Origin of the sequence: Candidatus Skiveiella danica (assembly GCF_022705245.1) — a bacterium.
GTDB classification, from domain to species: Bacteria; Pseudomonadota; Gammaproteobacteria; order Burkholderiales; family Burkholderiaceae_C; genus Skiveiella; species Skiveiella danica.
Genome location: NZ_JAKJEW010000001.1, coordinates 90,067 through 116,549 on the forward strand (window position 1 = coordinate 90,067; position 26,483 = coordinate 116,549).

General features: G+C 62.6%; 27 protein-coding genes. 4 read left to right on the forward strand and 23 right to left on the reverse strand.

From position 1 onward, the window contains the following. Positions 1–37 precede the first annotated feature (37 nt). The 9 genes from ACMUOY_RS00460 to ACMUOY_RS00500 all read right to left on the reverse strand — a co-directional run bounded on the left by ACMUOY_RS00460 (position 38) and on the right by ACMUOY_RS00500 (position 10,690). Positions 38–1,030, reverse strand: a complete 993-nt coding sequence (locus tag ACMUOY_RS00460) for a DHH family phosphoesterase (protein WP_413889954.1) — start codon at positions 1,028–1,030, stop codon at positions 38–40. Positions 1,031–1,135: 105 nt separating this feature from the next. Next, the gene (locus ACMUOY_RS00465) at positions 1,136–1,909 is read right to left on the reverse strand and encodes an inorganic diphosphatase (RefSeq protein ID WP_413889956.1); all 774 of its coding nucleotides are present in this window, start codon (positions 1,907–1,909) and stop codon (positions 1,136–1,138) included. Positions 1,910–1,948: 39 nt separating this feature from the next. Then, positions 1,949–3,775 carry a hypothetical protein gene (locus ACMUOY_RS00470; protein WP_413889958.1) on the reverse strand — a complete coding sequence of 609 codons (1,827 nt, stop codon included), beginning with the start codon at positions 3,773–3,775 and terminating at the stop codon, positions 1,949–1,951. Between the two features lie 204 nt (positions 3,776–3,979). Beyond that, positions 3,980–4,948, reverse strand: coding sequence for a metallophosphoesterase (locus ACMUOY_RS00475; RefSeq protein WP_413889960.1), 969 nt, complete (start codon positions 4,946–4,948; stop codon positions 3,980–3,982). A gap of 3 nt (positions 4,949–4,951) precedes the next feature. Further along, positions 4,952–7,192, reverse strand: a complete 2,241-nt coding sequence (locus tag ACMUOY_RS00480) for a SulP family inorganic anion transporter (RefSeq protein ID WP_413889962.1) — start codon at positions 7,190–7,192, stop codon at positions 4,952–4,954. 25 nt (positions 7,193–7,217) lie between these two features. Continuing rightward, positions 7,218–7,856 (reverse strand): hypothetical protein, encoded by a 639-nt coding sequence (locus ACMUOY_RS00485; protein WP_413889964.1) that lies wholly within the window; start codon positions 7,854–7,856, stop codon positions 7,218–7,220. A 39-nt stretch (positions 7,857–7,895) separates the two neighbouring features. Then, a complete protein-coding gene (locus ACMUOY_RS00490) occupies positions 7,896–8,639 on the reverse strand; it encodes a hypothetical protein (RefSeq protein WP_413889966.1) in 744 nt (247 codons plus the stop codon). Next, positions 8,636–10,204: an SLC13 family permease gene (locus ACMUOY_RS00495; protein ID WP_413889968.1), complete on the reverse strand. Its 1,569-nt coding sequence runs from the start codon at positions 10,202–10,204 to the stop codon at positions 8,636–8,638. The genes ACMUOY_RS00490 and ACMUOY_RS00495 overlap by 4 nt, the downstream gene beginning before the upstream one ends. Before the next feature lie 18 nt (positions 10,205–10,222). After that, a complete protein-coding gene (locus tag ACMUOY_RS00500; RefSeq protein WP_413889970.1) occupies positions 10,223–10,690 on the reverse strand; it encodes a CYTH domain-containing protein in 468 nt (155 codons plus the stop codon). A gap of 249 nt (positions 10,691–10,939) precedes the next feature. Here ACMUOY_RS00500 and ACMUOY_RS00505 point away from each other — a divergent pair, with 249 nt between their 5' ends. Continuing rightward, entirely contained in the window at positions 10,940–11,860 is a 921-nt protein-coding gene (locus tag ACMUOY_RS00505) for a LysR substrate-binding domain-containing protein (RefSeq protein ID WP_413889972.1), read from the forward strand. An 85-nt stretch (positions 11,861–11,945) separates the two neighbouring features. Here ACMUOY_RS00505 and ACMUOY_RS00510 read toward each other — a convergent pair whose 3' ends face one another. The 4 genes from ACMUOY_RS00510 to rlmB form a co-directional block, all read right to left on the reverse strand. Next, the gene (locus ACMUOY_RS00510) at positions 11,946–13,109 is read right to left on the reverse strand and encodes a porin (RefSeq protein WP_413889974.1); all 1,164 of its coding nucleotides are present in this window, start codon (positions 13,107–13,109) and stop codon (positions 11,946–11,948) included. A gap of 347 nt (positions 13,110–13,456) precedes the next feature. Then, positions 13,457–13,804, reverse strand: coding sequence for a hypothetical protein (locus ACMUOY_RS00515; protein WP_413889976.1), 348 nt, complete (start codon positions 13,802–13,804; stop codon positions 13,457–13,459). Between the two features lie 21 nt (positions 13,805–13,825). Then, positions 13,826–14,584 carry an SIR2 family NAD-dependent protein deacylase gene (locus ACMUOY_RS00520; RefSeq protein WP_413889978.1) on the reverse strand — a complete coding sequence of 253 codons (759 nt, stop codon included), beginning with the start codon at positions 14,582–14,584 and terminating at the stop codon, positions 13,826–13,828. A gap of 19 nt (positions 14,585–14,603) precedes the next feature. Then, a complete protein-coding gene (rlmB, locus tag ACMUOY_RS00525) occupies positions 14,604–15,347 on the reverse strand; it encodes a 23S rRNA (guanosine(2251)-2'-O)-methyltransferase RlmB (RefSeq protein ID WP_413889980.1) in 744 nt (247 codons plus the stop codon). Between the two features lie 102 nt (positions 15,348–15,449). Between rlmB and ACMUOY_RS00530 the strand changes: the two genes are divergently transcribed. Beyond that, positions 15,450–15,665 (forward strand): hypothetical protein, encoded by a 216-nt coding sequence (locus tag ACMUOY_RS00530; RefSeq protein ID WP_413889982.1) that lies wholly within the window; start codon positions 15,450–15,452, stop codon positions 15,663–15,665. Positions 15,666–15,730: 65 nt separating this feature from the next. Here the strand turns inward: ACMUOY_RS00530 and ACMUOY_RS00535 are convergent, their stop codons facing one another. Next, positions 15,731–16,417, reverse strand: coding sequence for an ABC transporter ATP-binding protein (locus tag ACMUOY_RS00535; RefSeq protein ID WP_413889984.1), 687 nt, complete (start codon positions 16,415–16,417; stop codon positions 15,731–15,733). Between the two features lie 60 nt (positions 16,418–16,477). Here ACMUOY_RS00535 and ACMUOY_RS00540 point away from each other — a divergent pair, with 60 nt between their 5' ends. Both ACMUOY_RS00540 and mnmH read left to right on the forward strand, forming a co-directional pair. Further along, entirely contained in the window at positions 16,478–17,113 is a 636-nt protein-coding gene (locus tag ACMUOY_RS00540) for an arylesterase (protein WP_413889986.1), read from the forward strand. Beyond that, positions 17,110–18,171 carry a tRNA 2-selenouridine(34) synthase MnmH gene (gene mnmH / locus ACMUOY_RS00545; RefSeq protein ID WP_413889988.1) on the forward strand — a complete coding sequence of 354 codons (1,062 nt, stop codon included), beginning with the start codon at positions 17,110–17,112 and terminating at the stop codon, positions 18,169–18,171. Before ACMUOY_RS00540 ends, mnmH begins: the two co-directional genes overlap by 4 nt. Positions 18,172–18,222: 51 nt before the next feature. Here the strand turns inward: mnmH and ACMUOY_RS00550 are convergent, their stop codons facing one another. The 9 genes from ACMUOY_RS00550 to hflK form a co-directional block, all read right to left on the reverse strand. Beyond that, entirely contained in the window at positions 18,223–18,417 is a 195-nt protein-coding gene (locus tag ACMUOY_RS00550; RefSeq protein ID WP_413889990.1) for a hypothetical protein, read from the reverse strand. Between the two features lie 76 nt (positions 18,418–18,493). Further along, positions 18,494–19,348 carry a DUF2189 domain-containing protein gene (locus ACMUOY_RS00555; protein WP_413889992.1) on the reverse strand — a complete coding sequence of 285 codons (855 nt, stop codon included), beginning with the start codon at positions 19,346–19,348 and terminating at the stop codon, positions 18,494–18,496. 86 nt (positions 19,349–19,434) lie between these two features. Further along, positions 19,435–20,661 carry a PLP-dependent transferase gene (locus tag ACMUOY_RS00560; protein WP_413889994.1) on the reverse strand — a complete coding sequence of 409 codons (1,227 nt, stop codon included), beginning with the start codon at positions 20,659–20,661 and terminating at the stop codon, positions 19,435–19,437. A 126-nt stretch (positions 20,662–20,787) separates the two neighbouring features. Further along, positions 20,788–21,312 carry a phosphoribosyltransferase gene (locus ACMUOY_RS00565; protein ID WP_413889996.1) on the reverse strand — a complete coding sequence of 175 codons (525 nt, stop codon included), beginning with the start codon at positions 21,310–21,312 and terminating at the stop codon, positions 20,788–20,790. Between the two features lie 84 nt (positions 21,313–21,396). Next, on the reverse strand, positions 21,397–22,773 hold the full coding sequence (locus tag ACMUOY_RS00570; protein ID WP_413889998.1) for an adenylosuccinate synthase: 1,377 nt from the start codon (positions 22,771–22,773) through the stop codon (positions 21,397–21,399). Between the two features lie 11 nt (positions 22,774–22,784). Further along, positions 22,785–23,945: an ATP phosphoribosyltransferase regulatory subunit gene (locus tag ACMUOY_RS00575; RefSeq protein WP_413890000.1), complete on the reverse strand. Its 1,161-nt coding sequence runs from the start codon at positions 23,943–23,945 to the stop codon at positions 22,785–22,787. A gap of 50 nt (positions 23,946–23,995) precedes the next feature. After that, positions 23,996–24,184, reverse strand: coding sequence for a DUF2065 domain-containing protein (locus tag ACMUOY_RS00580; protein WP_413890002.1), 189 nt, complete (start codon positions 24,182–24,184; stop codon positions 23,996–23,998). A gap of 3 nt (positions 24,185–24,187) precedes the next feature. Then, positions 24,188–25,093, reverse strand: a complete 906-nt coding sequence (gene hflC, locus ACMUOY_RS00585; protein WP_413890004.1) for a protease modulator HflC — start codon at positions 25,091–25,093, stop codon at positions 24,188–24,190. A gap of 12 nt (positions 25,094–25,105) precedes the next feature. Beyond that, positions 25,106–26,479, reverse strand: a complete 1,374-nt coding sequence (gene hflK, locus ACMUOY_RS00590; protein WP_413890006.1) for an FtsH protease activity modulator HflK — start codon at positions 26,477–26,479, stop codon at positions 25,106–25,108. Between the last annotated feature and the right edge of the window lie 4 nt (positions 26,480–26,483).

Consider the following 26,483-nt stretch of genomic DNA (forward strand, 5'->3'; position numbering starts at 1 on the left):
AGGCCATCAAACCCGGCCGTTGTCGTGATGCCCCTTGCTACCGGAACGCCTTTTCCAAGCCAGGGATGACCTGCTTCTTGCGGCTTACCAGTCCGGGAATCCAAACGGAACTGCCCTGTGCCTTCACACCCAAGGCGGACTCAACAATGGCAGCATCATCGGGAAGAAACAAAAAGTCCGACCCCCCCTGCATGATGTCGGTCAGCATCAGGAACACGCTCTGATAGCCCTGCCCCTTCAGATCGGCCATGGCCTTCAGCAACTCGTCTTTTCGTGGCGTCAGCATCGCCAGGCTGACCGCTTCAAGCTGCGCCACGCCAACCTTCTTGCCATTCATGACGAACGCTTTGAAGTCTCTCTGAAGCAGATCTTTGGCTGGGGCCGACTTGAGTTCCGCGTTGCCTGCCTCGAACATCTTCATGCCGTAGGCTTGAACGTCCTCAATGCCGGCGAGCTTGGCTAATCGGGTCACGGTGACGCGGTCTTCAGGCGTTGTCGTCGGGGACTTGAGGATCTGCGTGTCCGAGAGGATGGCCGAAGCCATGCCCCCGGCGATTGCCTTCGGAATGGGAACACCCGCTGCGTCGTACATGCGGGTGATGATCGTGCCCGAACTGCCAACCGGGAACACCCAGACTTCGATCGGCTTGTCGGTCGTGATCCCGCCCAGTTTGTGGTGATCGACCAGCCCCACGACCTCGGCCTTCTTCAAGTCGTCCGGTGCAAGGGGGTAGTCTGAGTGATCAATCAGAAACACCTCGCGTCCTGCGACGCTGGTTTGCACCGCAGGTGCTTTCAGCTGAAAGGTTTCCAGAACAAACCGGGTTTCAGGATTGGGCAGACCCTGCGCAATCGGCACCGCAGCAACGCCCATCTTTGCTTTCAGATCGGCAACCGCTATAGCGGAAATGATGGCATCCGTATCAGGATTCTTGTGCCCCACCACCAGCATGGGTTCGCCCGCTGCAAGCGCGACGCACGATGCCAGAAGGAGCGCGAGCGATGACAGCCACTTGTTGATTGTTTTCATGATTTTTGCTCCTTGCGACAGGCACCCCACAGGCCACACGTTGGGGCTGTGCGTGCTCAGATGAATCAAAGAAAGACGCCCGGCAAGCGGGCGCTTGGACGGGGACTATTCGCCAATGTTCTTGGCGAGCGGCGAACGATAAAGGTACGGATTGCCCTTCGGGTCCAGCGGCCGCTTGTCGGCCTCGGTGACGACGCTCATCTCATAGTCAAGAATGGCATCGCCGATCAGTTTGATGGCCGATGCCCGGTCCTTGAAGCCCGTCGAGGAAAGCATCAACTTGCCATCTTTCCCGTAGCCTTTGTAGGACGTGAACCACGTCTGGAGGATGGACGTCACGCCCGGAAACTTCGCATCGAGTTCTGCGATGCTCTTGATCTTGGCAAAAGGCGAGTTTTCCATCACCACCACCGCCTTGTCGTCCACCTCGCCCGTGTCGATCAGGCTCAGCACACCGATGGCGCGCCCGCGCACCACGGAGCCGCGTGGCACAGCCGGTCCCAGCACCAGCACATCAACGCTGTCACCGTCGCCACCTTTGGACTTGAGCATCACGGAGCGCGGGATGGCGCCGTAGTTGACCGGATAGCCCAGGTACTGGACATAGCGAGGCGCGCCGCCTTTCTGTTCAAGCTCCAGCATGCCGGTCTTGTTGTTGGTCTCGTATTTGGCGGTGGTACCGGCCGGAATTTCGATGACAACGTTGTAGGTGCCATCGAGGTTGATCGAGTCGTAGCCCGTCAGGTAGTTCTTCTCGCCGCGCAGCACCGAAACATGCTCCGTGGCATAGCCCTGCATCTGGGCCGTTGCGTTCATCAGGCCCGCGCCCAGCAGTGCGGCGATACAGACCCGGAGTGCCAGACGTCTTGTGATGTTCATGATCAGGTTCCTCGTGTGTTCGTTGGCGTCGCCAGTGCTTCAGGACGGATCGTCGTTCTGAGCGGCCTTGGCTTTTCTGACCTTGGCGGGCTTGGCCGCTGCGGCCTCGGACGGTGCAGCGACCCCAGCAGGCGCCGCAACGGCTGCAGGCGACGGAGCGGCCACCTTCGGCATCTCCTCAGGTTTGAACGTGGTGGCTCCGCCGCCCATCACGATCAGATGCGGACGGGCCTTCTTGGCCGGGTCGTCGTACTGGATCTTCGGGCTCTTCAGGAGCGCAGCTCTCATCTCGTCGGAGCTGTATTCGAGGAGGAAGAACGCCTGACCCCACGGGGTCTTACCAGGATCCACCACCTCGCGGATCAGAGTGGCCGCATTCACGAGCTGTTCGGGCGAACGGTCGGAATTGTGCTTGGTGTAACGGCCGGACTTGTTGTTGATGATCCAGCTGTTGGTGTCCTTGTCATAGAGAATTTCGCCGCTGATGCGCCCCGGCGTGCCGGCGAGTGCCGAGACGTGCCCGTAGTTCTCTCGCGTTCCCGGCTTGCGGGTGGACTGATCCTCGGGGCGGAAGAACCCGTTCGGATAGGTGCGCCCGTAAGGATGGGCGGCTTCAGGGATGATGGCGACGTTGCCGCCGGCATCGATGACCCAGTTGTAGGGTGCCTCCTTGACCACGAGCACGGCGGGGAAGTCTTTCGAGGCAACCTGCAGGTACGGATTGATCAGCACTCTGCCCGATTTGTCGGCTTCATAGTGCTTGATGTAAGCGGGTGGCGCCGCATAGCCGTACTTCTCGTCCAGCGGATTGACTGGCGCCGTCGCCGACGTATTGAAGCCCGCCGGCGCCTTGGCTTGCACCGGACTTGAAGTCGCCGCCGGCGCGGCGCTGGCGACCGGGATCGGCCGGTTCATCATCTGGCGAACCTTGGAGCCGCCCCACTTGCCGCTGTCCGGCGACGCGAGCGCGCCCAGTTCTTGCTGCAGAACCTTGGTCATGAACTGCTCGCCAGCCGCATGGGTGGCCGCAACGGCGTAGAAGTCCAGATCGCTGTACCCGAAGGAGAAATCGTAGAGGAACGGCGCGCCGCCCTCGCTGCGGCTCCAGGCCTCCATCGAGACACCCGAGGGTGCCGTGCCGGGCAGGACGACGGCCCCCGGACGCACCCGATACGAATAGGCCTTGGTCGACTTGAGGGGGGTATCGGCCGGCAGACCGAGCTTGAGCAGTTCAGGCATGTACTTGCCAAAATCACCCAGGGTGAACTTGCCAAGTGCCGCCTGGGGGACGCTGAAGGAGGAGCCCTTCTCGATGTACCCGCGCAAGCTGCCGTCCGGACCGAATCCTACGTTCTCCTCGGCCTCGGTCTTGAATTTGTCCACGCCCACCACGGCAAGCGGAACCGCCAACGCCTTCATGGCATCTTCGAACACGGCCTTGACCGTGACCGCGACCGGGTCGTTGGGCTTGCCATCCTTGTAGCGCGTGGTGATCCGGATCAGGTATCCCTTGCTCCAGAGCGCCTGATCCGGCGTGTCAAAGTATTCCTTGGTCGAGAACTCGATGGCCAGCGGATTCTTTTCTTTCTCGGTGACCTGCAAACCCTGTTTGGCGGCTGCGGCCTTGATCTTTCCCCAAAGATCCTTGAAGGCCGTGGCCATGTCCGGGCTGGTCTTGGCCGGGTCAAACAGGATCTTGTATTCGCGCCCGTCGACATCCGAGAGCGCTGGCGCCGGGTACTTGGCCGTGGTGCTCACATAAAGCGGCGGTGGCGCGTCTTTTGCGACCACAGGGCTCCACAGTGGCACCAGCATCGTCGCGGCGACGACAAAGCTCAGGATCCGGGGAATCACTCTTTTCTTCATGGTTCTACCTCCAGGTTTTCGATGTCCTTGATCGGGCACGGCGGACGGCCTCACGACGCTGTCAACACGGTTGGCCGAGCTGTAGCCTTATTCTGTGAGCCGGGTTGCCCGGCGTCCAATCAAACCTCGGCGACTCAACGATCACGATTTATCTATAAGGAATTACGGCATGTGCAGCCCGTACGGGCGTCATCCGCTCTTTGCCTATGGGGTGCCACCCGATCGGCTCCAAGGTCGCGGCACAAAACGAAAAACCCCCGGGTCGTCGGTGTCGACAGTCACTCGAATCCAGCCGAAGTGCGGAAATCCGAAGGTTTCCACGCGCGTGAAATTCGCGACGACCGCGCCCGAGCCCGCGTCACGCATCGGCTGATCAATGTGCTGCTTGTGGGTATCACCATGCACCAGAACGACCTGACCCGGGAACTTTTGCGTCTCGTCCCGAAGCTGGGTCAGGAAGTCGAGGTATCCGGTCTCGGCCCGGCCCGCGCTCCAGGCTTCAAATCCCGGGTTGCCATGCGCCACGATCAGGATGCCAGGCAGGTTTCTGTCGCGCGCGATGGCAAAGGCTTCCCCCAGCCAGGCCCGGTTTGCTGTGCTGCGCTCCAGGTATTCCGCCACCGGACCCTTGCGGTCGCGGCTGGCAATGTCGACACCATAGAAGTTGTTCTCGCTGCCGGGCAGGTTCAATCCCGCAAACAGCACCCCGCCCATTTCCCAGCGGACGTTTTCGCGGTAGGCGGGAAAAGCAGGCATGTCGCTTTGGCGTTCCAGCTTCAGGGCACGCCGGCCCAATGATGAGTCGCCCATCCAGAACAGGGAGCGCAACTTCGCCAGCCGCTCCATGGGCTCGAACTGCGCATTCAGCCGGTGATGGCAATCGGCCCATTCGTTGTCGCCGGGCACATAGATCAGAGGATGCGCGGACAACTGGAACGCGTCCAGCACGCCCTGGAAGGCCTCATCCGAGCAGACGCTCGATCCATTTTTGATGTCGCCGGCATGGACGACGAAAGACAGCGGCTCAGCATCCATTTCAGCGATCAAATTCGGGAGCTGCTGGCGCTCCCAGGCGCTGTAAGGCAAGTCGCTGAACAATCCGAAGTGCATGGGTGCCGCCTGCAGGGACAGGCTGGCCGACATCAGGAAAGAAAGGAGCAGGGATGACTTCATGAATCAGTACTCCTGCAGCATCGTCAGCTTGCTCTCGGTTCGCCGCAGGCGCAGGGCCAGCGTCCGGGCCATGGCATACGCCAGGTCAGCCGCCAGTTGCTTGTGCATGGCTGTCACCTCATTGAACTTGGCACGGGTCAGGACGTAGAGTTCCGTCGTGGTGACGGCCACCGCGTCGTTCGGGCGCGGCTGCCCATCCATGAAAGCCAGACTGCCGAAGAAATCACCCCGGCCAAAGCTCGCAACGGATTTGCGTTTTCCCAGCGGCAACTGGGCCATGAGGCGAACCGAACCTCGACGGACCCAGTACAACTCGTCCCCCGGCTGACCGTGGGCATAGATGATGTCGCCGGCCTGGTAGGTGCGGATGTCCATGCAGGCCTCCAGATCCTGCAGGGTCTCGACCTTGCGACGGGCAAAGATCTCCATGTCCTGCAGCAGCATCGGGGCTTCGCCGTCCACGCTGTACTCCGCCTCTCCCAAAAGTCGGTCTTCCACCCACGCGATCGCGGCATCCAGATCGGGAAACTGGCGCACCGTCGTGCTCCGGGCGTGCCACAGTCCGTTCAGTCCGAGGAACTCGTGCAGGTTGCGACCCCGCGGATGGTTCTCCTGGATGCCGCTCAGCACCAGCTTGGCGCCTCGCTCGCGGATGGCGTCGCGGATCAGGTTGAACAGATGCGCCGCCGTCACGTCGATCGACTGCACGCGCCGCAAGTCGATGATCACATAGCTGCGGGTGCTGATCTCCTTTTCGAGGTCGGTATAGAGCTGGTAGGTGTTGCCGAAGAACAGGCTGCCCTGCAGTTCAAAAATGACCGCCTCGTCGCCCCGTGCCTCAAGAATGGCGAGTTCGGCCTCTGGCCGGTGCCAGCTTGACGGCGACTGCCTCAGCAACATCTTGTGGCGTACGGCAGTACTACCGATTTGCGCACGAACGAACAGGACCATGGCGAGCGCGACGCCGGCGGCCGATGCGGCGATCAGGCTGCTGGTCAATGCCACCGCGACCACCGTGGCGACGACACCGAAATCGAGCACGGTGGCGCGCGCACGCAGGAACTGAAGTGGCGCGCGGTCGATCATGCGAAAACCGATCACTACCAGGATGCCGGCCAGCGTAGAGACAGGAATCCACGCGAAAAACGCACTGAACAACAGGGCAGCAGCCAATGCAAACACTCCCGCCATCACGCCGGCCATCCGGCTTTCGGACCCGCTGTTCAAGCCCACCAGCGTGGCTCCCATCTGCCCGGCGCCTGACAGTCCGCCGAGGGCGTTCGAGACCATGTTCGCGATGCCCTGCCCCACCAGCTCGCGGTTCGGCTCGTGTCGGCAGCGGGTCAGCTGGTCGAGCACCACACAGGTCTTGAGGGTGTCGATGGACAGCAGGGCTGCCAGCGTCAAGGCCACGCCCAGCATGCCCGCAATCAGATCGACACCCAGATGGCTGATGCCCGACCAGCGTGTGACCAGCAGACTCAGGAAGCCGTCACCGGCAATCGCCAGCGACCCGATCACCAGGCTATTGCCCGGCAGCACACGCAGGGAAGGGTCAAACAGTGCGAACAGGCCGTAGGCCAGCAGACCGGCCAGGATGCCCAGAATGATGCCGGGCACCTTCTTTGTCACGCGTTGCGCCCCCGTCGCGACCAGTGCCGTTGTCATTCCGATGACCAACGCCCGCCAGTCCCATGTCGCCGGACCGCGCAGCACCTCCCACCAGCCCAGGGTGTCCGGCGCGCCCAGCAAGCGCGGGATCTGGCTGCCGATGATGATCAGCCCGACGCCGGTGAGGTAGCCGCTGACCACCGGGTACGGAATGTATTTGATCAGCCCGCCAAGGCCGATGAGGCCCAATCCGGCCTGCATCAGGCCAGCCAGCATGCCGATCACCACCAGCATGAGCACGATCAGATCAGGCGAATCGCCACGCTGCACCATCTGGATCGCAAACGCCGAGAGAACGGCTGCCGCCGGCGCGCAGGGTGCGCTGATGAGTCGCTCCGTGCCGCCCAGCCAGGACGCCACCAGACCCATGACGACAACGCCCACGATGCCCGCCAAGGCGCCATAGGCGGCATAGCTCGGCGCAATGGCCCCGTAGACGGTTACCCCAAAGGCGATCGCGGCCGGAAATGCCACCAGCATCGCAGCCAGACCGCCCCAGACATCGCCCGGTGTCAGCCGCGGCCGCTCCGTCGGCCAGAGGCGCTGCAATGAGAACGCCTTGCGGTGCGCCATGCGGTTTTCTCAGGGTCGAGCCGGCTCAGATCATTCCGACCACGCGCTTTGCGGCCTTCAGATAATTGGTATTGGGCATCGCGGAGATGCCGAGTCCTTCGACCACCTGCTTCATGCCGGCGTAGTTCTCGCTCTCCGCGCAGGCGCTTTCGACCAGCGCGCCGTTGAACCAGACCTGGGCATATTCACAGATGATTCCGTCGATGGTGAACCCAAAACGCATCTTTTCAACCGCCACGGGGCACAGCTCAGGGTGTTTGCGCGCCATCGCGACGAAACTGTCGATGGTGTAGCTGTCCTGATCGAGCGGAAGGCTGACCTTGAGGTGCGACAAGATGGTGGAGAGGTCCTCTCGCTTGACCGGAAACTGGAACTTGCCGCGCGGCTGGAAGATCTCGTAGCCTTCGGGCGTTTCACCGACCTTGACCTTGATGTCAAGCAGGCCATCGCGCACCTTGACGTTGGCCTCGTCCGTGTTGGCCGAAAGGAAATAGGTTTCCGCGGGCATGCGGCGCGCCTGGAACAGCACGGTCTTGCCGTTCCACATGCGCTCCTTGACGATATCGATCACCCCCTGTCCAAAGACACGGAACTCGGCGCGGGGCACGATCTTGGCGGCATCTGCCGCACTGGTGGCCTCATTCTTTGCAAATACATCTGCCATGGAAGACTCCTGGTGTTGCGGTTCAAGTCATTGGATCGATCAAGACGGCTGGGCCGACTGGCTTTCGGGGGAAGGATCGGCTTTCACCAGGCTGCGGAAGCCCACCAGATAGGCCAGTGACAGAGCAAGGCCTGCCAGCAGCCACCCATAGGAGTGGCGGGCTGAAACCACATTGAGCACCATCGAGGTCCGGTCGCCCTGCTTCATGTTGGCGAGCTGAAGGTCGGCGCCCTGGCGGCCATCCGTGCGGTCCAGACGAACACGCGGCAAGACGTCGTTGCGTTTCGGCTTGGGCAATTGCTCGGCAATCTTCTGCACCCGCAAATCGCCCGGCAACTGCACCGAAAGTTCGTAGACCCCGATTTCCAGCGCGCCGGTATTGACGAAACTGTGGCGCAACAACTGGGTATCGGCAGCAGACTTGGCCTTTTCGCCGGCGGCCATCTTTGGGCGACCCAGGACATCCGGTGCGGCAAACGCAAAGCGCAGGCTCGTCGACGCCGCGATCCCGGGTGGCAGTTCGATCTCAAGTGTCGAGCTTTCCTTGCCCGGCACGGGCTTGAGCACCACCCCGCCGGGAGCCGCCTTCACTTCAAGACGGTCCATACCACCGAAGCCGAGAGGCAGGACAAAGCGGCCCGCCTGGCAGTTCTTCAAGTCGAGGGTGACCGTCGCCCGTGATCCACCATCGGCATGGACATCCAGTTCGGTGGCATACCGGTCGATCACGGTCGCTCCGGCCACGCTATACATGAGCATCCAGGCAGTGAACAGGCGCTTCATGGTGCAACCGCCCAGAATGAAGGCGTCAGCCCAAGCCAGTGAAACCAGGTCGCGCCGGACACCACCAGCAGGATCACGCCGAGGGTACAGGTCAGGACGCCGTACTTGAAATTGTCGGCAACGGAGTACTGATTCGTGGAAAACAGGATCACGTTCGGCTTGCCGCTGATGGGCAAACCGACGACCCAGTCGATGCACAGCGCAGCCGGCAACGCAAACGCGATCGGTGGCCAACCCAGCGCCTTGGCCATGGTGATGATGATGGGCAGCAGGATCAGCGTGCGAACCGTCTTGGAGGTGGTCAGCAGATGGCTGTACATCATCACCGCGATGATCACGGTGTAGGACACGCCGAAGGGAACGCCCTTCAGGTCCATCCCGCCAAACAGCATGCGCACCCCCCATTCGGCCGCACCGGTGTCATCGAGGGCCAACCCGCCCGCGTAGGCCCCGGCGCTGAAGATCAGCAGGTGCCAGGGGATCTCCGCCTCCGCCCATTGCATGACCCCGTAGCGCGGGAACAGCACCAGCACGGCGCCCAGCAACGCAGCAAACGGCGCGCTGATTTCAACGCCAAACCATCCCATGTGCAGTGCATCGGTCATCCACAGGAAGAGCACCAGCCCGAAGATGGCAAGGGCCTTCTTTTCCTCGCGCCGCAGGGGCCCAAGCTCGGCGTATTGTTGCTCGACCAGACCCAGGCCGCCCTCGAGTTGAGGCAAGCGGTCTTGTGCCGCGATCGGGAAGACCAGCTTTTGCCCTAGCCACCACATCATCATTGTCGCCATGATGGCAATCGGCGCACCCACGCGGACCCAGTCCATGTAGTAAACCCGCTCGCCGCCCATGGTCTGAATCAGTCCCACGGCGATCAGATTGGCCGACGAACCGGTCATGGTCATCGACGACAGCACCGAGATGCCGACCAGGTTGAGCAGGAACAGGTTGCGTCCGAAATTGTTGTTGTTCTCCTCGCTCGCCCCGTAGATGGCGGCAACGACGATCATGAGCGGTAGCGTCATCACGGCGCGCGCGGCGGTCGCGGGAATCAGCGGCGCCAGCACCATCTGGATGATGACAAAGGCCATCAGTGCCCAGGAGGCCTTGCGCCCGAACTTGAGGATCAGCCATAGCGCCATGCGCTTGGCCAGCCGGACCTTGACCAGCATGGAACTCAGGATGAAGGCCAGCAAGTTCAGCCAGATCACCTCCATCCCCAGCACGTCCATGATGGCCTTGGGTTCGGACGTGCGTGTGATGAGCAGCAGGAACATCAGCACCAGCGAGGTCAGGTAGGTCGGGAACGGCTCGGTCACCCACCACACCAGTGCCAGGGCAAAGCAGGCCGCACCGGCCTGCGCCGAGGCGCTCAGGCCGGCACCAGCCGGTAGATACAGGATCAGCAGGAACAGCAGGATGCCGCCGGGAAACCCGAGGTAGCGCATCCAGCGTTCGGAAGTGCTTTGCGCCGCTCGCGTCTTCGAGGACAACGACATTCTGTCCATCCCCAGCAACTCCATGAGCTTCTGGTTCTGGGTCTGTCGCGGTGAAGCGGATGCGGTCATGAGCGGAAGCCCGTTGGACTATTTCCAGGTGCTGAAGGGCTGCTTCAGAAGGCTGGAGTTGAAGTAGCGAGGATCGCTGGAGACCTCCATGACGGCCCAATCGGGGAGCTGGACCTTCTCGTCTTCGGTCTGCAGTTCTACTTCGGCCACCACCAGCCCCTGGTTCAGTCCATGAAAAACGTCGATTTCCCAGGTCTTGCCGCCATGCATCTCCTTGTGCCGATGCTTGTCGATCAGCGGTTGCTCGCAAAGGTTGTCCAGCAACTCGCTTGCATCGCAAACCGGGATGTCGTACTCGAATTCAGCGCGTGTCACGCCGGTGGTCATGCCTTTGATCGTGAGCTTGGCGCGGTCGCCTTCGATGCGAACGCGCACCACCCGCTCCTTCTGGGAATTCAGGTAGCCCTGCTTGAAATGAATGCCGGCATCTTTCGGCTTCCAGGCCGCCAGATTGACCAGGTATTTGCGCTCGATTTCCTTGCCCATATTCTTCTTTCCGTGAATCAGACCGTAAACCCGCCATGGCGGACCAAGGATGCCGTCAGGTCGCGGGTCCGGCCGCAGCCTTGGAAGGCATGGACCACCCCTTCTCCGGAGTTTCCCGAAAAGGCCTGTATGACAAGGAAATTCTAGAAAGCGGTGCAGGTGCCGTCCAATCAAACCATCACCTCGTTTCTATAATGATTCATTAATACCAAATGCGGCGGTCGCCCGTTTGAAACGCACCCACAGAGTATGACAACGCTGGCCCAATTGCGAACCTTTCAAGCCGTTGCCCGAAACAACAGTTTCTCGCGTGCCGCGGACGAGTTGCACCTGACCCAGCCCGCCATCAGTGCCCAGATTAGCGCCCTGGAAAGCGCACTCAAGATCAGACTGTTCGAGCGCATCGGAAAAACGATTGCCCTGACAGAGCCGGGGCGTGTTGCCTTGGCCTGCGCTGACGACATCGCCCTGCGGCTGGCGCAGATGCGGCGAGAACTCGACGACCTTGGGGAACTCCATGCCGGTCGCCTGCAGATCGGCGCCAGCATGGTGGTTGGCGTCTACCTTCTGCCCGAAGCGCTGGCGCATTTCAAGCAGACATATCCGCAGGTCGAACTGACGGTCAAGGTCGAACCGGGGAGGCAGATCGTCGAGCGGATCCTGCGTAACGAACTGGACATCGCCATCGTCGGTGAAGTGGCTCGCTTCAATGACGCGCGCATTGCGTTCAAGCCGTTCATTCAGGACGAGCTGATCGTCATCGCCCCGCCCGATCACCCCTTGACCGAAGCCGGCTGCGTGACCCCAATTGAAATGGCCGCTTTGCCTTTTGTCTTGCCGGCGAGCGACTCTGCCAGCGGAGAAAGCATTCAGGAGCAACTGAAAGCAGCCGACATCAGCCTGAAATCAGTGATCGAACTCGGCAACACCGGCGCGGTCAAACACGCCGTCGAGGCCGGCCTGGGCCTGTCCATCGTGTCGCGAATGGCGGTGCTGCGGGAGCTTCAGGAAGGCCGCCTGTGTTCTTTGCGCATCGCCAATCTGGTGCTGCAGCGCCAGTTCTGCCTGTGTTGGCACCATGAAAAGCCTTTTTCGCGGCTCACGACCGCCTTCATTGGCTTTATTCAGGCCTACGCCAGGACCTGGTCGGAAACACACGCCCGAATGTGAGGGCCATTGCGTCGGCGGCGCCGATCCAGACAGCAACGCCCGTCACAGAGGTCTGCGACAGGCGTTGGGGTTCAGTTTTCGGTGATCAGAACGAGTGACGAATGCCCAGGTCAACCCCGGTCGAGTTGCCGCTGGTGAAGCCAGAGTTGAATTTTGAGCCACCCAGTGGCGTGTCCAAACCATCCTTCACGTTCACATATCCGAGCGCCCCATACAACCAGGTCCGCTTCGACATCGAGTAGAAGTATCCAACCGAGTATTTGTCGCCATTCGGCGTTCCGGTGTAGAAGGCTTTCCCGGCCTGCGTATAGCCGGCATCCCACTTGTAGGTCGAGTAGGATGCCGCCAGATTGCCAGATCCCATGGGCGCGGTGAGGCCCAGGCTCCACCCGTTGCCATTCAACTCTTTGTGCGCGACGCTTTGCCCCACGGTGTCGTTTGAATACAGGCCCCAGAGCTTGACGACGCCGAAGTCATAGGTGGCACCGAGTTGCCAGTTGGTCAGGTTGCCACCCTTGGTTTTTGCGATGTTGTAGCCATACTGGGTCTTCCCGTACGAGACACCAGCGGTGAACGGCCCCTTGCCGTTGTTGTCGTAACCCGCATAGAAACCTGCGTAATCGCCATCACCCTTGTAAGCGACGTTGTCCTTCGCATACAGGTTTGCCGGATCCGAATTCTCGCCGGTGGCCACCATGGCGCGGCCGTAAAACCCCCCCAGATCCTTCGGAAGGATGTATCCGATGCTGTTGGAAACGCGCTTGACGGCGGTCGTGTTGTCGTACATCTCGCGGCCCGCCTGCCACATGAAGGCCGCGCCCACGGTGTCGCCGCCAAACGGGTCGAAATCGTTGAAGCCGTCATACAGCGGGTTCTTGTCGCGCCCCAGGCGCAGCTCGCCCCAGGAACCCATCAGGCTGATCGTGGCGCGACGGTTGAAGCCAATGCCATCACCGCCAGCTTTTGTGACGTTGTTTTCGCTGGTCGATTTCCCCACACCACTGTCTGAATCGAACCCGGCTTCAAGATGAAACCCGGCGAAGAGGCCACCGCCCAGATCCTCGCGGCCACGGAAGCCGATGCGGCTGCCGCTCCACTCGCCACTGCTCAGTTGCCAAAGGCTGCTGCCCGGGCTGGCGGAACCGTAGGTCACACCGGTATCGATGACGCCGAACAAGGTGACTGAACTCTGCGCGTAGGACACAGAAAAGGCTGCCAGGGCAGCGATCGCAATGAGGGTCCTTTTCATGATGGGACTGACAGAGTTGGTTGGTAGGTGAAATCAGCCGAAATTGATCGACCGGATCGGTGCCACGTTTTGCAATTCGTCAAACCCGAAAAAGGCATTTAGTGGACTGCTGATTGCCTGCATGACAGACAAATTCTAGAGAGCGGGCTTCTGCCGAGTCCAATCAATAAACTCCGTTCGCAGCATAACTAATGGCTTATACCGAGCACATTCAGAGCCCCGTCCGAGGGGCGCGATGCGCGCGGGATCACTGTTCCTCAGGGCATGGTGTTGCCATGCGGCGACATAGCCTGAGAATCAGCCCCGCTGGCTATTGACACATTGGACAAACCACCGAGTACCGGGATTCAGCGTGGATTCTCGAAAAAGACCGCGTTGGTGTAATCGCTGATCTCGAAATACACCTTCTTCTCGCCCGGATCCACCTGCATGTTGAGGTTCTCGTCAAGGACGCCGTAGCCGTAACGGTAGGCGCGCGGCTTGCCGTCGTCGGTGCCCAGGGCGGTGCTGATCTTGTCGATCTTCAGGAAGCGACGCACCACCTTGTCGCCAGCGTAGACCTCCAGTACGCCATTGGTGCCCGTCCAGTTCTGGATGTCTCGGCTGATCTTGTTCTGCTGCTCCTGGGTGCACGATGTGAGCAGAAATGCCATCATTCCCAGCGTCAGAAGGCGCGTCATTGCTATCGTTTTCATACTTTTCTCCAGTGAGCGTTTTCAGCCCGCCAATAGCGCCGGCATGGCCACGGCGGCCGTGGCGCGCACCAGCGCATGTGCCACGCTGTCGAGTTCGGTGGGTTCAGGGTTGATGACGACCACGCGCGCCCCGCCTTGGCGTGCGGTGTGGGCCAGGCCGGCCGCCGGATAGACCGCGCCTGACGTACCCACCACCAGCATCAGGTCACAGGCCTGCGCGGCCTCCTCCGCAGCGGCCAGCGCCACCGCCGGCAGCATCTCGCCGAACCAGACCACCCCAGGGCGCAGCGCGTTACCGCAATCCGCGCAGGTGGGTGGCCGGCCCGGCCGGGCCCGCGACACGTCACAGACCCCGCCATGCCCGGGCGCGCCCAGGCACGGGTCCAGCCAGATGTCCTCAAAGAGGTTGCCATGCAGCGCCAGCGTGTCCACACTGCCGGCCGCCTGGTGCAGGCCGTCCACGTTCTGGGTGATCAGCGTGAGTCGCCCCGGGTGGCGCTGCTGGAACGCGGCGATGGCATGGTGCCCGGCATTGGGATGCACGTCCTTCATCATCTCGCGGCGGCTCGCGTACCAGTCCCAGACGCGGGTGGGGTCGGCCCGGAAAGCCGCCTCGGTCGCGAGTTCCTCCGGCCGGAACTTCGCCCACAGCCCGGTCTGGGCATCGCGAAACGTCGGCACGCCCGATTCGGCGCTCATGCCAGCGCCGCTCAGCACTGCAATGGAGCCGGCATCACGAACCCAGGCGCCAACGGCGGCGATATCGGTGATGGCGGTCATGTGCCTGCGCCTTTGCCCATCAGGTCCGCTGGCGCAAGGCCTCGTACAGGCACACGCCGCTGGCCACCGACACGTTCAGGCTCTCGACGGCGCCACGCATCGGAATCGAGACCAGTTCATCGCAGGTCTTGCGGGTGAGCTGGCGCATGCCGTCGCCTTCGGCGCCCAGGACCAGGGCGACCGGGCCTTTCAGATCCACCTGGTACAGCGTCTTCGGCGCATCGTCGCTGGTGCCGATGATCCAGATGTTGCGTTCCTTCAGTTCGTTGAGCGTGCGCGCGAGGTTGGTCACCATAAAGTACGGCATGGACTCCGAGGCGCCGCTGGCCACCTTGGCCACGGTGGCGTTGATGCCGGCGGCATGATCCTTCGGGGCAATCACGGCATGGGCGCCGGCGCCATCGGCCACGCGCAGGCAGGCGCCGAGGTTGTGAGGGTCGGTGATGCCGTCGAGCACCAGCAGCAGCGGCGACTCGCCACGGGCCTCCACCTGCTCGAGCAGTTCGTCGAGCGACGTCACCTGCGCCACCGCCTCCACCCGCGCCGCCACGCCCTGGTGCCCGTGGCTGCCACAGAGCTTGGACAGGCGCATGCCGTCGGCCTCAATCAGGCGCACACCCGATTCCTTGACCCGCTCGATGAACTGGCGCATGCGGGCGTCGCGCCGGGTGGGTTCGAAATAGATCTCGACGATGGATTTCGGCGCGGTTTTCAGCCGCACGCCGACGGCGTGGAAGCCGAAAAGGACTTTGGGGGAAGACATGGCCCGATTATCGACTGCTGGCTCTAGACGCAAGGTCCGGGCACAAAGCGGGACGGCCGGGGCGCATACTGGGCCGTTCCCAACTTGCCCGAAAAGGTTCCCATGAAAATTTGCCCCGTTGCCATCGCCGTCGGTTGCGCCAAGTGCCCGGTGTTCAAGGTCTGCCCGCTCAAGAGCACACTGGGCGACCAGCCCGCGAAGAGCGACAAACCCGTGGCCAAAGCCGCTGCGCCAGTGAAATCCGCTCGAAACACCCGCGCCGCGGCGCCTTCTAGGGGCGGCAAGGCCGCCAAGCCTTCCGCGTCGCGCAGGAAGTGACGGCAGAAAACTCCTGAATTTGTAGCTGTCTGCGACCACTGGCCGCTGGGAATCAGGTGTTTTCTCTAGGAATCGACGACCCGACCCGCCTCGATCGTGATTCGGTGCACGCAACGGGCCGCAATGCCGCGGTCATGCGTCACCAGCACCAGTGTCGTGCCCAGTTCGCGGTTCAGGTCGAACATCAGTTCCATGATGGTCTCTCCGGTGGCGAAGTCCAGACTGCCGGTCGGCTCGTCCGCCAGCAGGACGGCTGGTTGCACCACGAAGGCGCGGGCCAGCGCGACCCGCTGCTGCTCTCCCCCGGAGAGCACCCGGGGATAGTGGTTCAGTCGTGTGGTCAGACCCACCCGGGCAAGCATGTCGGTCGCGGCCTTGCGTGAATCCTTGCGCCCGGCCAGTTCCAGCGGCAGCATGACGTTCTCCAGCGCGGTCAGGTTGCCCAGCAACTGGAAACTCTGGAACACGAAACCCACCTTGTGCGCCCGCAAGGCCGCCCGATCGTCCTCGTTCAATGCGAAGATGTCCTGCCCCGCCAGATGCACAGTGCCGCTCGTGGGCGTGTCCAGCCCGGCAATGATCGACAGCAGCGTGCTCTTGCCCGAGCCGGAGGCCCCGACGATCGCGGCGGTCTCCCGCTCGGCCAGGGTGAAATCAATATCGCGCAAAATGTCCAGCGTGCCGGTCGAGTCGGACACGGATTTGCAGACGTGCTCGACGGAAATGATGGCTGGACGGGCGGCTTGGGACATGAAAGGTTTCTGGATTTGAATCGACGACACTTTATCGCGACTGCGGCATGGGCCCTGCCCGTGGGGGCATCTTTCGCTCAGGGCACCAAGGCCACCGCTGCAGCGCCTTCAACCTCGCCCGCCGCCAAATCCAGCGAGGGCAAGGTGGTGCTCGTCCTGGGGGACTCGCTGAGCGCGGAATACGGCCTGTCGCGCGGCACTGGCTGGGTGGCGCTGCTGGACAAGAAGCTTGCCGAGGAAAAGATCGCCGCTCGAGTGGTCAATGCCAGCATCAGCGGCGACACCACATCGGGCGGCCGTTCACGGCTGGCGGCGCTGGTGGCCCAGCACCAGCCGGCCGTGGTGGTCATCGAGCTCGGCGGCAACGACGCGTTGCGGGGCCTGCCGCTCGAACTCACGGCGGACAACCTGACCGCGATGACACAGGCCGCACAGAAGGCCGGCGCGAAGGTGCTGCTGGTCGGCATGCAGGTGCCGCCCAACTACGGGGCCGACTACGGACGCCGTTTCTCCGGAGTTTTTGTGGACGTGGCGAAGGCGAACAAGGCCGCCGTCGTGCCGTTCATGCTCAAGGGCGTGGCCGACGGGCCGGACGCGACCCGGATGTTCCAGGCCGACCGAATTCATCCGACGCAGGAAGCACACCCCATCATTCTGGCCAACGTCTGGCCCGAACTGCGAAAGTTGCTCAAGTGAGTGTGCATCCGATCTCGGCCGCCGAGGCCATGGCCCGGCTTGAAGGCTTCAGCGCGATCATCGATGCGCGCAGCGAGGGCGAACACGCCGAGGACCACCTGCCCGGCGCGCTCAACTGGCCTTCGCTGAACAACGCCGAGCGCGTGCGCGTTGGCACCCTGTACAAACAGGTCAGCCCGTTCGAAGCGCAGAAGATCGGTGCCGCCCTGGTCGCCCGCAATATTGCCGCCCATATCGAGCGCGAGGTCCTGGACAAACCCAAGAACTGGCAGCCATTGATTTACTGTTGGCGCGGCGGCAAGCGCAGCAACTCGCTGGCGCAGTTCCTGGGTCAGATCGGCTTTCGGGTGCATCTGCTCGAAGGTGGCTACAAGGCGTTTCGCTCGGCCCTGCTGGCCGACCTGCCGGCGCAGGTCGCGCGGTTGAACTTCAGGGTGGTCTGCGGCCCGACCGGATCGGGCAAGACGCGCCTGCTGCAGGCCCTGCGTGAAGAAGGTGCGCAGGTGCTGGATCTGGAAGAACTGGCCAGCCACCGCAGTTCGGTGCTTGGCATGATTCCCGGCCGGCCGCAGCCCACACAGAAGCGTTTCGACACCCTGGTCTGGGATGCCCTGCGCCAGTTCGACGCGACGCGGCCGGTCTATGTGGAAGCCGAAAGCAAGAAGGTCGGCAATCTGGCCGTGCCGGACAGTCTGATCCTTGCGATGCGGGACAGTCCCTGTCTGCTGCTGCAGCTGGCCGACGACGAGCGTGTGGCACTACTGCTCGAGGACTATGCGTTTTTCGCGCGCGATACCGATTTCTTCTGCCGGCGCCTGGACGCGCTGACCGTGCTGCGCGGAAAGGCGGTCATCGACGAATGGAAAGCGTTGGTGAAAGACGGTCAGATCGAGACTGTGGTGCGCGCGCTGCTGTTGCAGCACTATGACCCAGGCTATGCGAGTTCGACGCGACGCAATTTCAGCCGGTTTGGCGACGCACCGATCCTGGCAGCTTGCGACCGTTCGATGGCGACCATGCGAACCCTGGCTCGCGACCTGATGGCCAGCGAAAACTGATTGGATGTCTTGACCGGTATTTGCCTTGCGACCAGCGTCTGGTGCATCCGCTCAGGCTTGGGCGGGCGATCCGGGGCCGCCTGACGGGGTGGTTGAATCGTCAGAGGGCGCCACACCGTCCTGGTCGTCCTGCCCCGGTGAACCATCGGACTTGCGCTCGGACTTGGCCCGGAGCTTGTCCTCTTTCTTGCGCTTTTTCGCCAGTTCTTTCTGACGCTTCTCGTATCCGTAGTTGGGTGTAGCCAAAATGTGCCTTCAGGTTCCTTGATGTGGAGCCCACTGTAACAGTTCGCCGCCGGTGGCCTCGACCCGTGGCGCGGCTTCAATTGCCCGTGTGGCCCGCAGGTGCGGCAACCGGCTCTTCGCGCCAGGCCACCGCGCCGCGGTAGGCATGCCAGCTGGCATGACCGAGCAATGGGCCGACCAGCACCAGGCCCGCACCCCAGGGCATCAGCGCCAGCAGGACGAGCGAAGTCAGCAGCACGCCCCATAACATCATCACCCCGGTGTTCTCGAAAACCACCCTAATACTCGTGATCGCGGCTGAAATGGCGTCGGTGTCTCGATCCAGAATCATGGGAATCGACACCACGGCCGTTGAATACACCAGCGCCGCGAAAACGCTGCCCACCCCGAAATAGACCGCGACGAACTCCCAGTTCTCCGGATTGAAAACCGCATTCAGAACACCGGTGGTCGATGGCATGCCGGTATTGAAAAACACCGCGAACACCACCAGCGAGGCGCGGCCCCAGAGCAGTTCCAGCACGATCAGCACAAGGACCAGCATGCCCATGCTGCGGATGTGCGAATCCCAGCAGGTGATGGAGCTGCCCAGATCGGGCACCATGCCCAGTTCGCGGCGCCGGCTGACTTCGTACAGGCCCATCGCCAGAAAGGGACCGACCAGAAGGCAGCCGGAGGCAATGGACATCACGTATTCGGGCTTGGTCCGAAACACCAGGCCCAGCGTCAGGGCCATCAGCCAGAAGCAGATGCCGTAAAAGAGTCCGATGCCAGGGTGGGCCCGAAAATCCTGAAATCCCTGCGCCAGCCACTGAAACGGTGCACCCATCGCCAGTGGCCGCATCAGCGCCTGCGGACCGGTGGGCGGCGGTGGGTGATAGGGTGCCGCCTCTTCAGGCTGGACATCAAGCGGCGGGGTCGGATCGGTCATGGCGGGAGACGAGGCTGGTCAGCATGGCCAGAGACTACCGGCACACCGGTTTGATGACCAGTGCGGAAAACACTGATCCGGATCAATCATTCACGCAGGGCTGCCTGCCAGGCCCGCTCAAGGTCCTGGCGCAGATCGGCCAGCGCCTCCAGTCCGATCGAGAACCGCACCAGCGTGCCGCGCGCCAGGTGCGCCGGCCAGTGGGGCCGCATGCTGGCCACCTCATAGGGAACCACCAGACTGATCGGCCCCCCCCAGCTGTAGCCCAGCTTGAACAGTTCCAGCGCGTCACAGAAGGCATCCACCTGCGCTGACGAGTACGCTGGATCCACGATCACGCTGAACAAGCCAGCAGCCAGACCCGTGGCAGGGTCTGAGGCTTGGGCGCCGCACAGGCGTTGCCAGTGCGCGTGGCCCGGCGATCGGGGCAATGCCGGATGCAGCACCTGGACAAACTGGGGCTGGCTTTCGCACCAGCGTGCCAGTTCCCGCGCTGCCTGATCCTGAGCGCGGTAGCGCAGGGCAATGCTGGGCAGCGAGCGCAGCACGGTCTCAGCGTCGTTCGCCCCGACGCCGGTGCCCAGGCGCATGTGGCTGAGCTTCAGCTTCAGGTGCAGGGCCTCGTCGCGCGTGATCACGCTGCCCATCAGGACGTCGCCGCCCCCACTGGGGTATTTGGTCAGGGCCTGTACCGAGATATCCACGCCCAGACCGGCGTCCAGGTCGAACGGGCTGAAAGCCAGGCCGGCTCCCCAGGTGTTGTCCAGGGCCGTGGTGACGCCGCGCTCCCGGCACAGGCGCACCTGCGCGCACAGGTCGGGGAACTCCATCGTCACGGAGCCAGGCGCCTCCAGCCACACCAATCGGGTCCGCGCGCTGATCTTGTCGGCCAGATCCTGCGGGTGCATCGGGTCATAGAGGCGGTGGGTGATGCCCCAGGCGGCCAGTTCGCCCTCAGCCAGCGCCTTGTTCGGGCCGTAGGCGTTGTCAGGCAACAGCACCTCGTCCCCGGCTTTCAGCAAGCCGAGTGACACGGTCGCAATGGCAGCCAGTCCGCTGGGCGCCAGCAGGCAATGCGCTCCGCCTTCCAGGGCGCAGAGCCGCTCCTCCAGCAGGAAGGTGGTCGGCGTGCCATGCAATCCGTAGGTATAGCCCGTCTTGTTCTTCCAGTTGCGTGACCGCATGGCCGCGACGCTCGAAAAAATCACCGTCGACGCCTTGAAGATGCCGGGCTGAGGCGCTTCAAATCCGGCGGGCGGCTGGTAGGGATGATGAATCAGGCGGGTAATGGGGTCGAGCTTGGATGCGGTCATGCGCGCAATGGTAGCGCCAGGACCATTCAGGGCCGAATGAACGATTGGCAGAAACCGATTGGCAGAAACAGAAAGCGGGAGACTGGGCTCCCGCATTTCATGACCGTCGCGACTGTGGCCGGCGTTTCAGAGCTTCCATTTTTCGAGCAGCATTTCCGGCGACATGCTGTCGTAGTTCTCGAAGGGCTGGTGAATCCAGGGGTTGGTCGGAAGGAATTCCACGGAGTAGTCCGGAACGAAGGTCGACACGCCCTTCGTCCAGATCACGGCGCTGCGCAGCTCGGTGATGGGGGCATAGTTGCTCTTGAGCATTTCGAACACCGCCTTCAAGGTGTGGCCGGTGTCAGCCAGATCATCCACCAGCAACACGCGCCCGGCGATCTCACCCTTGGGTGTGGTGATGAAGCGCGCGATGTCCAGATGCCCTTGCACCGTGCCCGCGTCTGCACGGTAGGAGCTGGTCGACATGATGGCCAGCGGTTTGTTGAAGACGCGCGAGAGGATGTCCCCCGGACGCATGCCACCACGCGCCAGGCACAGGATGGTGTCGAACTGCCATCCGGACTGGAAAACCTTCAGGGCGAGTTTCTCGATGAGGTTGTGGTACTCGTCATAGCTCACGTACAGGTGCTTGCCATCTTCTGTCAACATTTGTATTTACTCCTGATTTAGTAGCTAACAAAGACCCAAACACGCTGGGAAGGGGCCAGAATCATCACAAAATGTACGGTGAACTCAGTCCGGGAGGTAGGGGTGGCGCATCATGATGGTGTGATCGCGGTCCGGGCTGGTGGAGACGATGTGAATCGGCACCCCGGTCACCTGCTCGATGCGCTGCAGGTACAGGCGCGCGTTGACCGGCAGCTTGTCATACTGGGTGACGCCCACGGTGCTGTCGGTCCACCCCTCGATCGTTTCATACACCGGGCGGCAGCGCGCAATCTCGTCCGCACCCATGGGCAGGATGTCGATCAGCTCGCCGTCCAGTTCATAGCCGGTACAGAGCTTGAGCTCCTTGAGTCCGTCCAGCACGTCGAGTTTGGTGATGCACAGCCCCGACAGACCATTGACCTGCGCACTGCGCTTGAGCAGCGCGGCGTCGAACCAGCCGCAGCGGCGGCTGCGCCCGGTGGTGACGCCCTTCTCGGCGCCCACGGTGCTCATGTGCCAGCCCGGCGTGCCTTCTTTTTCCCACTCCAGTTCGGTGGGGAACGGCCCGCCGCCGACGCGGGTGCAATAGGCCTTGGTGATGCCCAGGATGTAGTGCAGCATGCCCGGGCCCACGCCGGAGCCGGCCGCCGCATTGCCGGCCACGCAGTTGCTGGAGGTCACATAGGGGTACGTGCCGTGGTCCACGTCCAGCAAAGTGCCCTGGGCGCCTTCGAACAGCAGGTTGGCCCCGTGCAGGTTGGCTTCGTTCAGTTCGCGCGACACGTCGGCCATCATGGGCTTCAGCAATTCGGCGTGCTTCATGGCTTCCGAATAGACCGCCTCAAACTGAACTTCACCGTCGCGAATGTAGGGCTTGAGCGCATCGGGGAACGCGAAGCTGCCCGAATTGAGGAAAGTGGTCAGCACATGGTTGTGCAGGGTCAGCAGGTCACGCAGGCGGGCGGCGAAGCGCTCCGGGTATTTCAGGTCCTGCACCCGCAGGGCGCGCCGGGCGATCTTGTCTTCGTAGGCCGGGCCGATGCCGCGGCCGGTGGTGCCGATCTTCTCGGTGCCGCCCTGCTCGCGCGCGGCTTCACGCGCCACGTCCAGCGCCGCGTGAAACGGCAGGATCAGCGGGCAGGCCTCGCTGACGCGCAAGCGTGATCGCACCTCGACCCCGGCTTTTTCGAGCCCTTCGATTTCTTCGAACAGCTTGGCCGCCGACAGGACCACGCCGTTGCCGATGTAGCACTTCACGCCGGGACGCATGATGCCGCTGGGAATCAGGTGCAGCGCCGTCTTCACACCATTGATCACCAGCGTGTGGCCGGCGTTGTGCCCGCCTTGGAAGCGCACCACGCCCTGGGCACTCTCGGTGAGCCAGTCCACCAGCTTGCCCTTGCCCTCGTCGCCCCACTGGGTGCCGACGACCACGACGTTTCTACCTTTGGTCATGTTCATTGCGATTGTTCTCAAATAGCCTGTACGACCCACTGCCCGGCAACCTCGATCAGTTCACGGTCGCAATGGAATTCATCGATTTCGCTGTCGTGGCCCGGCAGCATGCCGACCACGGTTTCTCCTCGCCCGCGCAGCGATGCAATCGCTGCGCGCAAGGTGGCATCCTCGCCCCAGGGCGCGCGGATTGCCGCCTTCAGGGGGCGCGGTGCGGCCGCACCGACCACATTCTTGAGGTCAAGGCTGAAACCGACAGCCGGACGGGCCCGGTCGTGGTTGTGTCCGAAGACTGCGCCCACCCCGTCATAGCGGCCCCCGCGCACCAACGCGTCGCCCGCGCCGCTCGCGTAGACCGAGAAACGGGGACCGCTGTAATAGGCATAGCCCCGCAGGTCGGCAAGATCGAAGGTGACCCGGGCGTCGCCGAGCTGGCTGGCCAACCATTTCAGGTTCGACAGCGCCTGGTCGATTCCCGGCGCGGACTTCAAGGCCACGCGGGCCTCATCAAGGACCTTCTCGTCGCCGTACAGTTGTGCCAAGGCCAGCAGGCCCTCCCGGGTCGAGGCCGGCAGACCACGGCTCAGCGAGGCCAGTTCGGTCGAGTCCTTGGTGGCCAGCGCCGCATGCAGTTCGGCCAGAACCGGCGCACTGACTGATACGCCGGCCAGCAAGGCATCAACGACGCTGGCATCGGCCAGATCGACGCTGAGCCCGGAGACCTGTGCAGCCTTGAGGCAGTCCAATGCCAGCAGGAGGATCTCCAGATCGGCCTCGCGGCCGCTGTGCCCGTAGATCTCCGCCCCCAGTTGCAGCGGCTCGCGTGTGGCATGCGGACGGTCCGGCCGCGTGTGCAGCACCGGGCCACAATAGCACAATCGCGCCACGCCGGCGCGGTTCAGCAGATGGGCGTCGATCCGTGCGACTTGCGGCGTGGTGTCCGCACGCACGCCCAACATCCGGCCGGACAACTGGTCGACGAGCTTGAACGTCTGAAGATCGAGCGCCTCGCCCGTACCTGTCAGCAGCGACTCCAGATGCTCCAGCAGCGGCGGGATGACCAGTTCATACCCATAGCTGCTGGCTGTGTCCAGCAGGCTTCGGCGAAGCTCTTCGATGTGGCGCGCCTCGGATGGCAGGACATCGGCAATGTGATCCGGCAGGACCCAGGCGGACATGTGATGAGAGGGCTGTTAAAACGTTGATTTTACTGGCCCTGAAACGCCAACTAGGTCGCAAGCCACAACAAAACCAGTCCGGCAAGCACAGTACAGAGCCCGAAAAACCGGATCTGTCCGTCCTGCAGTTGCAGCAGCTGTGCAAACAGGCGCCGCCATCCGCCGGGCGACAGAAAGGGCAACAGGCCCTCGATCACAAGAACCAGGGCCAGCGCCGCCAGCAGATTGACGGAATCCAAGATCTACTTCTTGCCCGCAGGGGCAGCGGGCGCCGTGCCGGATCCACGCATGACCTTGAAGAACTCGGAAGACGGATCCAGGACCATGACATCGCTCTTCTTCGCGAAAGTCGCCTTGTAGGCATCCAGGCTGCGATAGAACTGGGCAAACTGCGGGTCTCGGCCGAAGGCGTCACTGAACGTGCGCGCCGCCTCGGCGTCGCCATCGCCCTTGATCTTCTGGGCTTCGCGATAGGCGTTGGCGATCGTGACCTCGCGCTGGCGATCAGCGTCAGCCCGGATCTTCTCGCCTTCGGCGGCACCGGTCGACCGCAATTCATTGGCGACCCGCTTGCGCTCGGCCTCCATGCGGCGATAAACCGATTCGGTGATCGCGTCGACATAATCGGCGCGCGTGATCCGCACATCAACCACGTCAACGCCCCAAGGGTTGGAGCCCTTGACCACTTCGAGCACTTCCTTCTTGACTGCGGCCATCAAGGCCTCGCGCTTGTGCGACAGGATGTCCTTGACCGAACGTTTGTTGATTTCTTCCTGAAAGGCATTGCGGACCACCCGATTCAATTGGTTGGCGCCGGCGGCTTCGTCCAGACCCACGTTGCGGATATAGGCCTGGGGGTCGGTGATGCGCCAGCGCACGTACCAGTCGATCACCATACGTTGCTTCTCCAGTGTCAGCATCGGCTCGGCATCCGCGCTGTCGAGCGTCAGCAGGCGCTTGTCGATGTAAGAAACGTTCTGGAAAGGCGGCGGCAGCTTGAAGTTCAGCCCGGGTTCGGTAATGACATGCTTGATCTGACCCAGCGCGTAAACCACGCCGTACTGGCGTTGATCGACGACAAACATCATGGAGCTCAAAAGAGCCAAGGCCACCAACAGCGACGATGCAATAAATCCAACTCGGTTCATTTCTTGATCTCCTCAACGGGCCTCGCGGTCACGGGTCCGAGCGGAATCCCGGGTTCGGGAATCCGCAGCCGGCGCGGGGGCCGGAGTGCCGGTTGTCGCAGGTGCTGTTGGCGCAGCCACTGAAGCGGCTGGCGCGTCGGCGGCTGCCGCCTGCTGGATGATCTTGTCCAGCGGGAGATACAGAAGATTGGAGCCCTGCCGGGAATCGACCAGGATCTTGGTCACGTTGCCATACATTTGCTGCATCGCATCCAGGTACATGCGGTCACGCGTGACCTGTGGCGCCTTCTGGTATTCGGCCAGAACCGATCGGAACCGCTGAGAATCACCCTGAGCCTGGGCCACGATCCGCGCCTTATAGGCCTCCGACTCTTCCTTGAGCCGGGAAGCGGCACCGACGGCGCGTGGCACCACGTCATTCGCGTAGGCCTGTGCCTCGTTCTTGGCACGTTCGCGCTCCTGGCCGGCCTTGATCACGTCGTCGAACGCGGCCTGGACCTGCTCGGGAGGCCGAACACCCCCCTGCTGAAGGCTGACTCCCACGACTTCTATGCCCACCTTGTAGCGATCGAGAATGATCTGCATCAGGCTGCGGACACGACCTGATATCTGGTCCCGCTCATCCGCCAGGGCGGAGTCCATGCGCATCTTCCCCACAACCTCGCGAACCGCCGTTTCGGCCGCCTGAACGACAGCCTCGGTCGGGTTTTTGCTCTCGAAAAGAAAGGCTCGCGCGTCGTTGAGGCGATACTGGACGGCGAACTTGATCTCGACGATGTTCTCATCCTCCGTCAGCATCGCCGATTCACGCAAGCCGGTGGCCTTGATCACGTTGTCGCGGCCCACGTCGACGGATCGGATCTGGGTGACGAAGACCAGTTCGTGACGCTGGATGGGATACGGAAGGCGCCAGTTGAAACCGGCCCCGACGGTACTCTTGTACTTGCCGAACTGGGTGATGACGGCCTGCTGGCCTTCCTGGACGATGAAGAAGCCTGTTCCGAGCCAGATCAGCAAGGCCACCCCGGCGATCAGGCCCACGCCAAGACCGGCATTTTTCATGTCCGGTGGCTGGAATCCGCCCGTGGAGCCACCCCCATCGCGTCGGCCACCACCCCGCGAGCCACCGAACAGGTTGCCGAGCTTTCGATTGAAATCACGCCACAACTCATCCAGGTCCGGGGGACCCTGATTGGGGCCGCCTTGTCCCCGCCCGTTCGACGAGGGTGGCAGCGGCGGCTCTTTCCCTGGCCGTGCCTCCTCGGGCTTGTCGCCGTCCGACCCGGATTCGCCGCCCCGCCCCCAACGCGGGTCGTTCAGATTGAACATGCCACGGATGCGCCGTGCGAGTCCGGCGCCCTTGAGCGCGGGTAAATTGAAAGTCATTCGC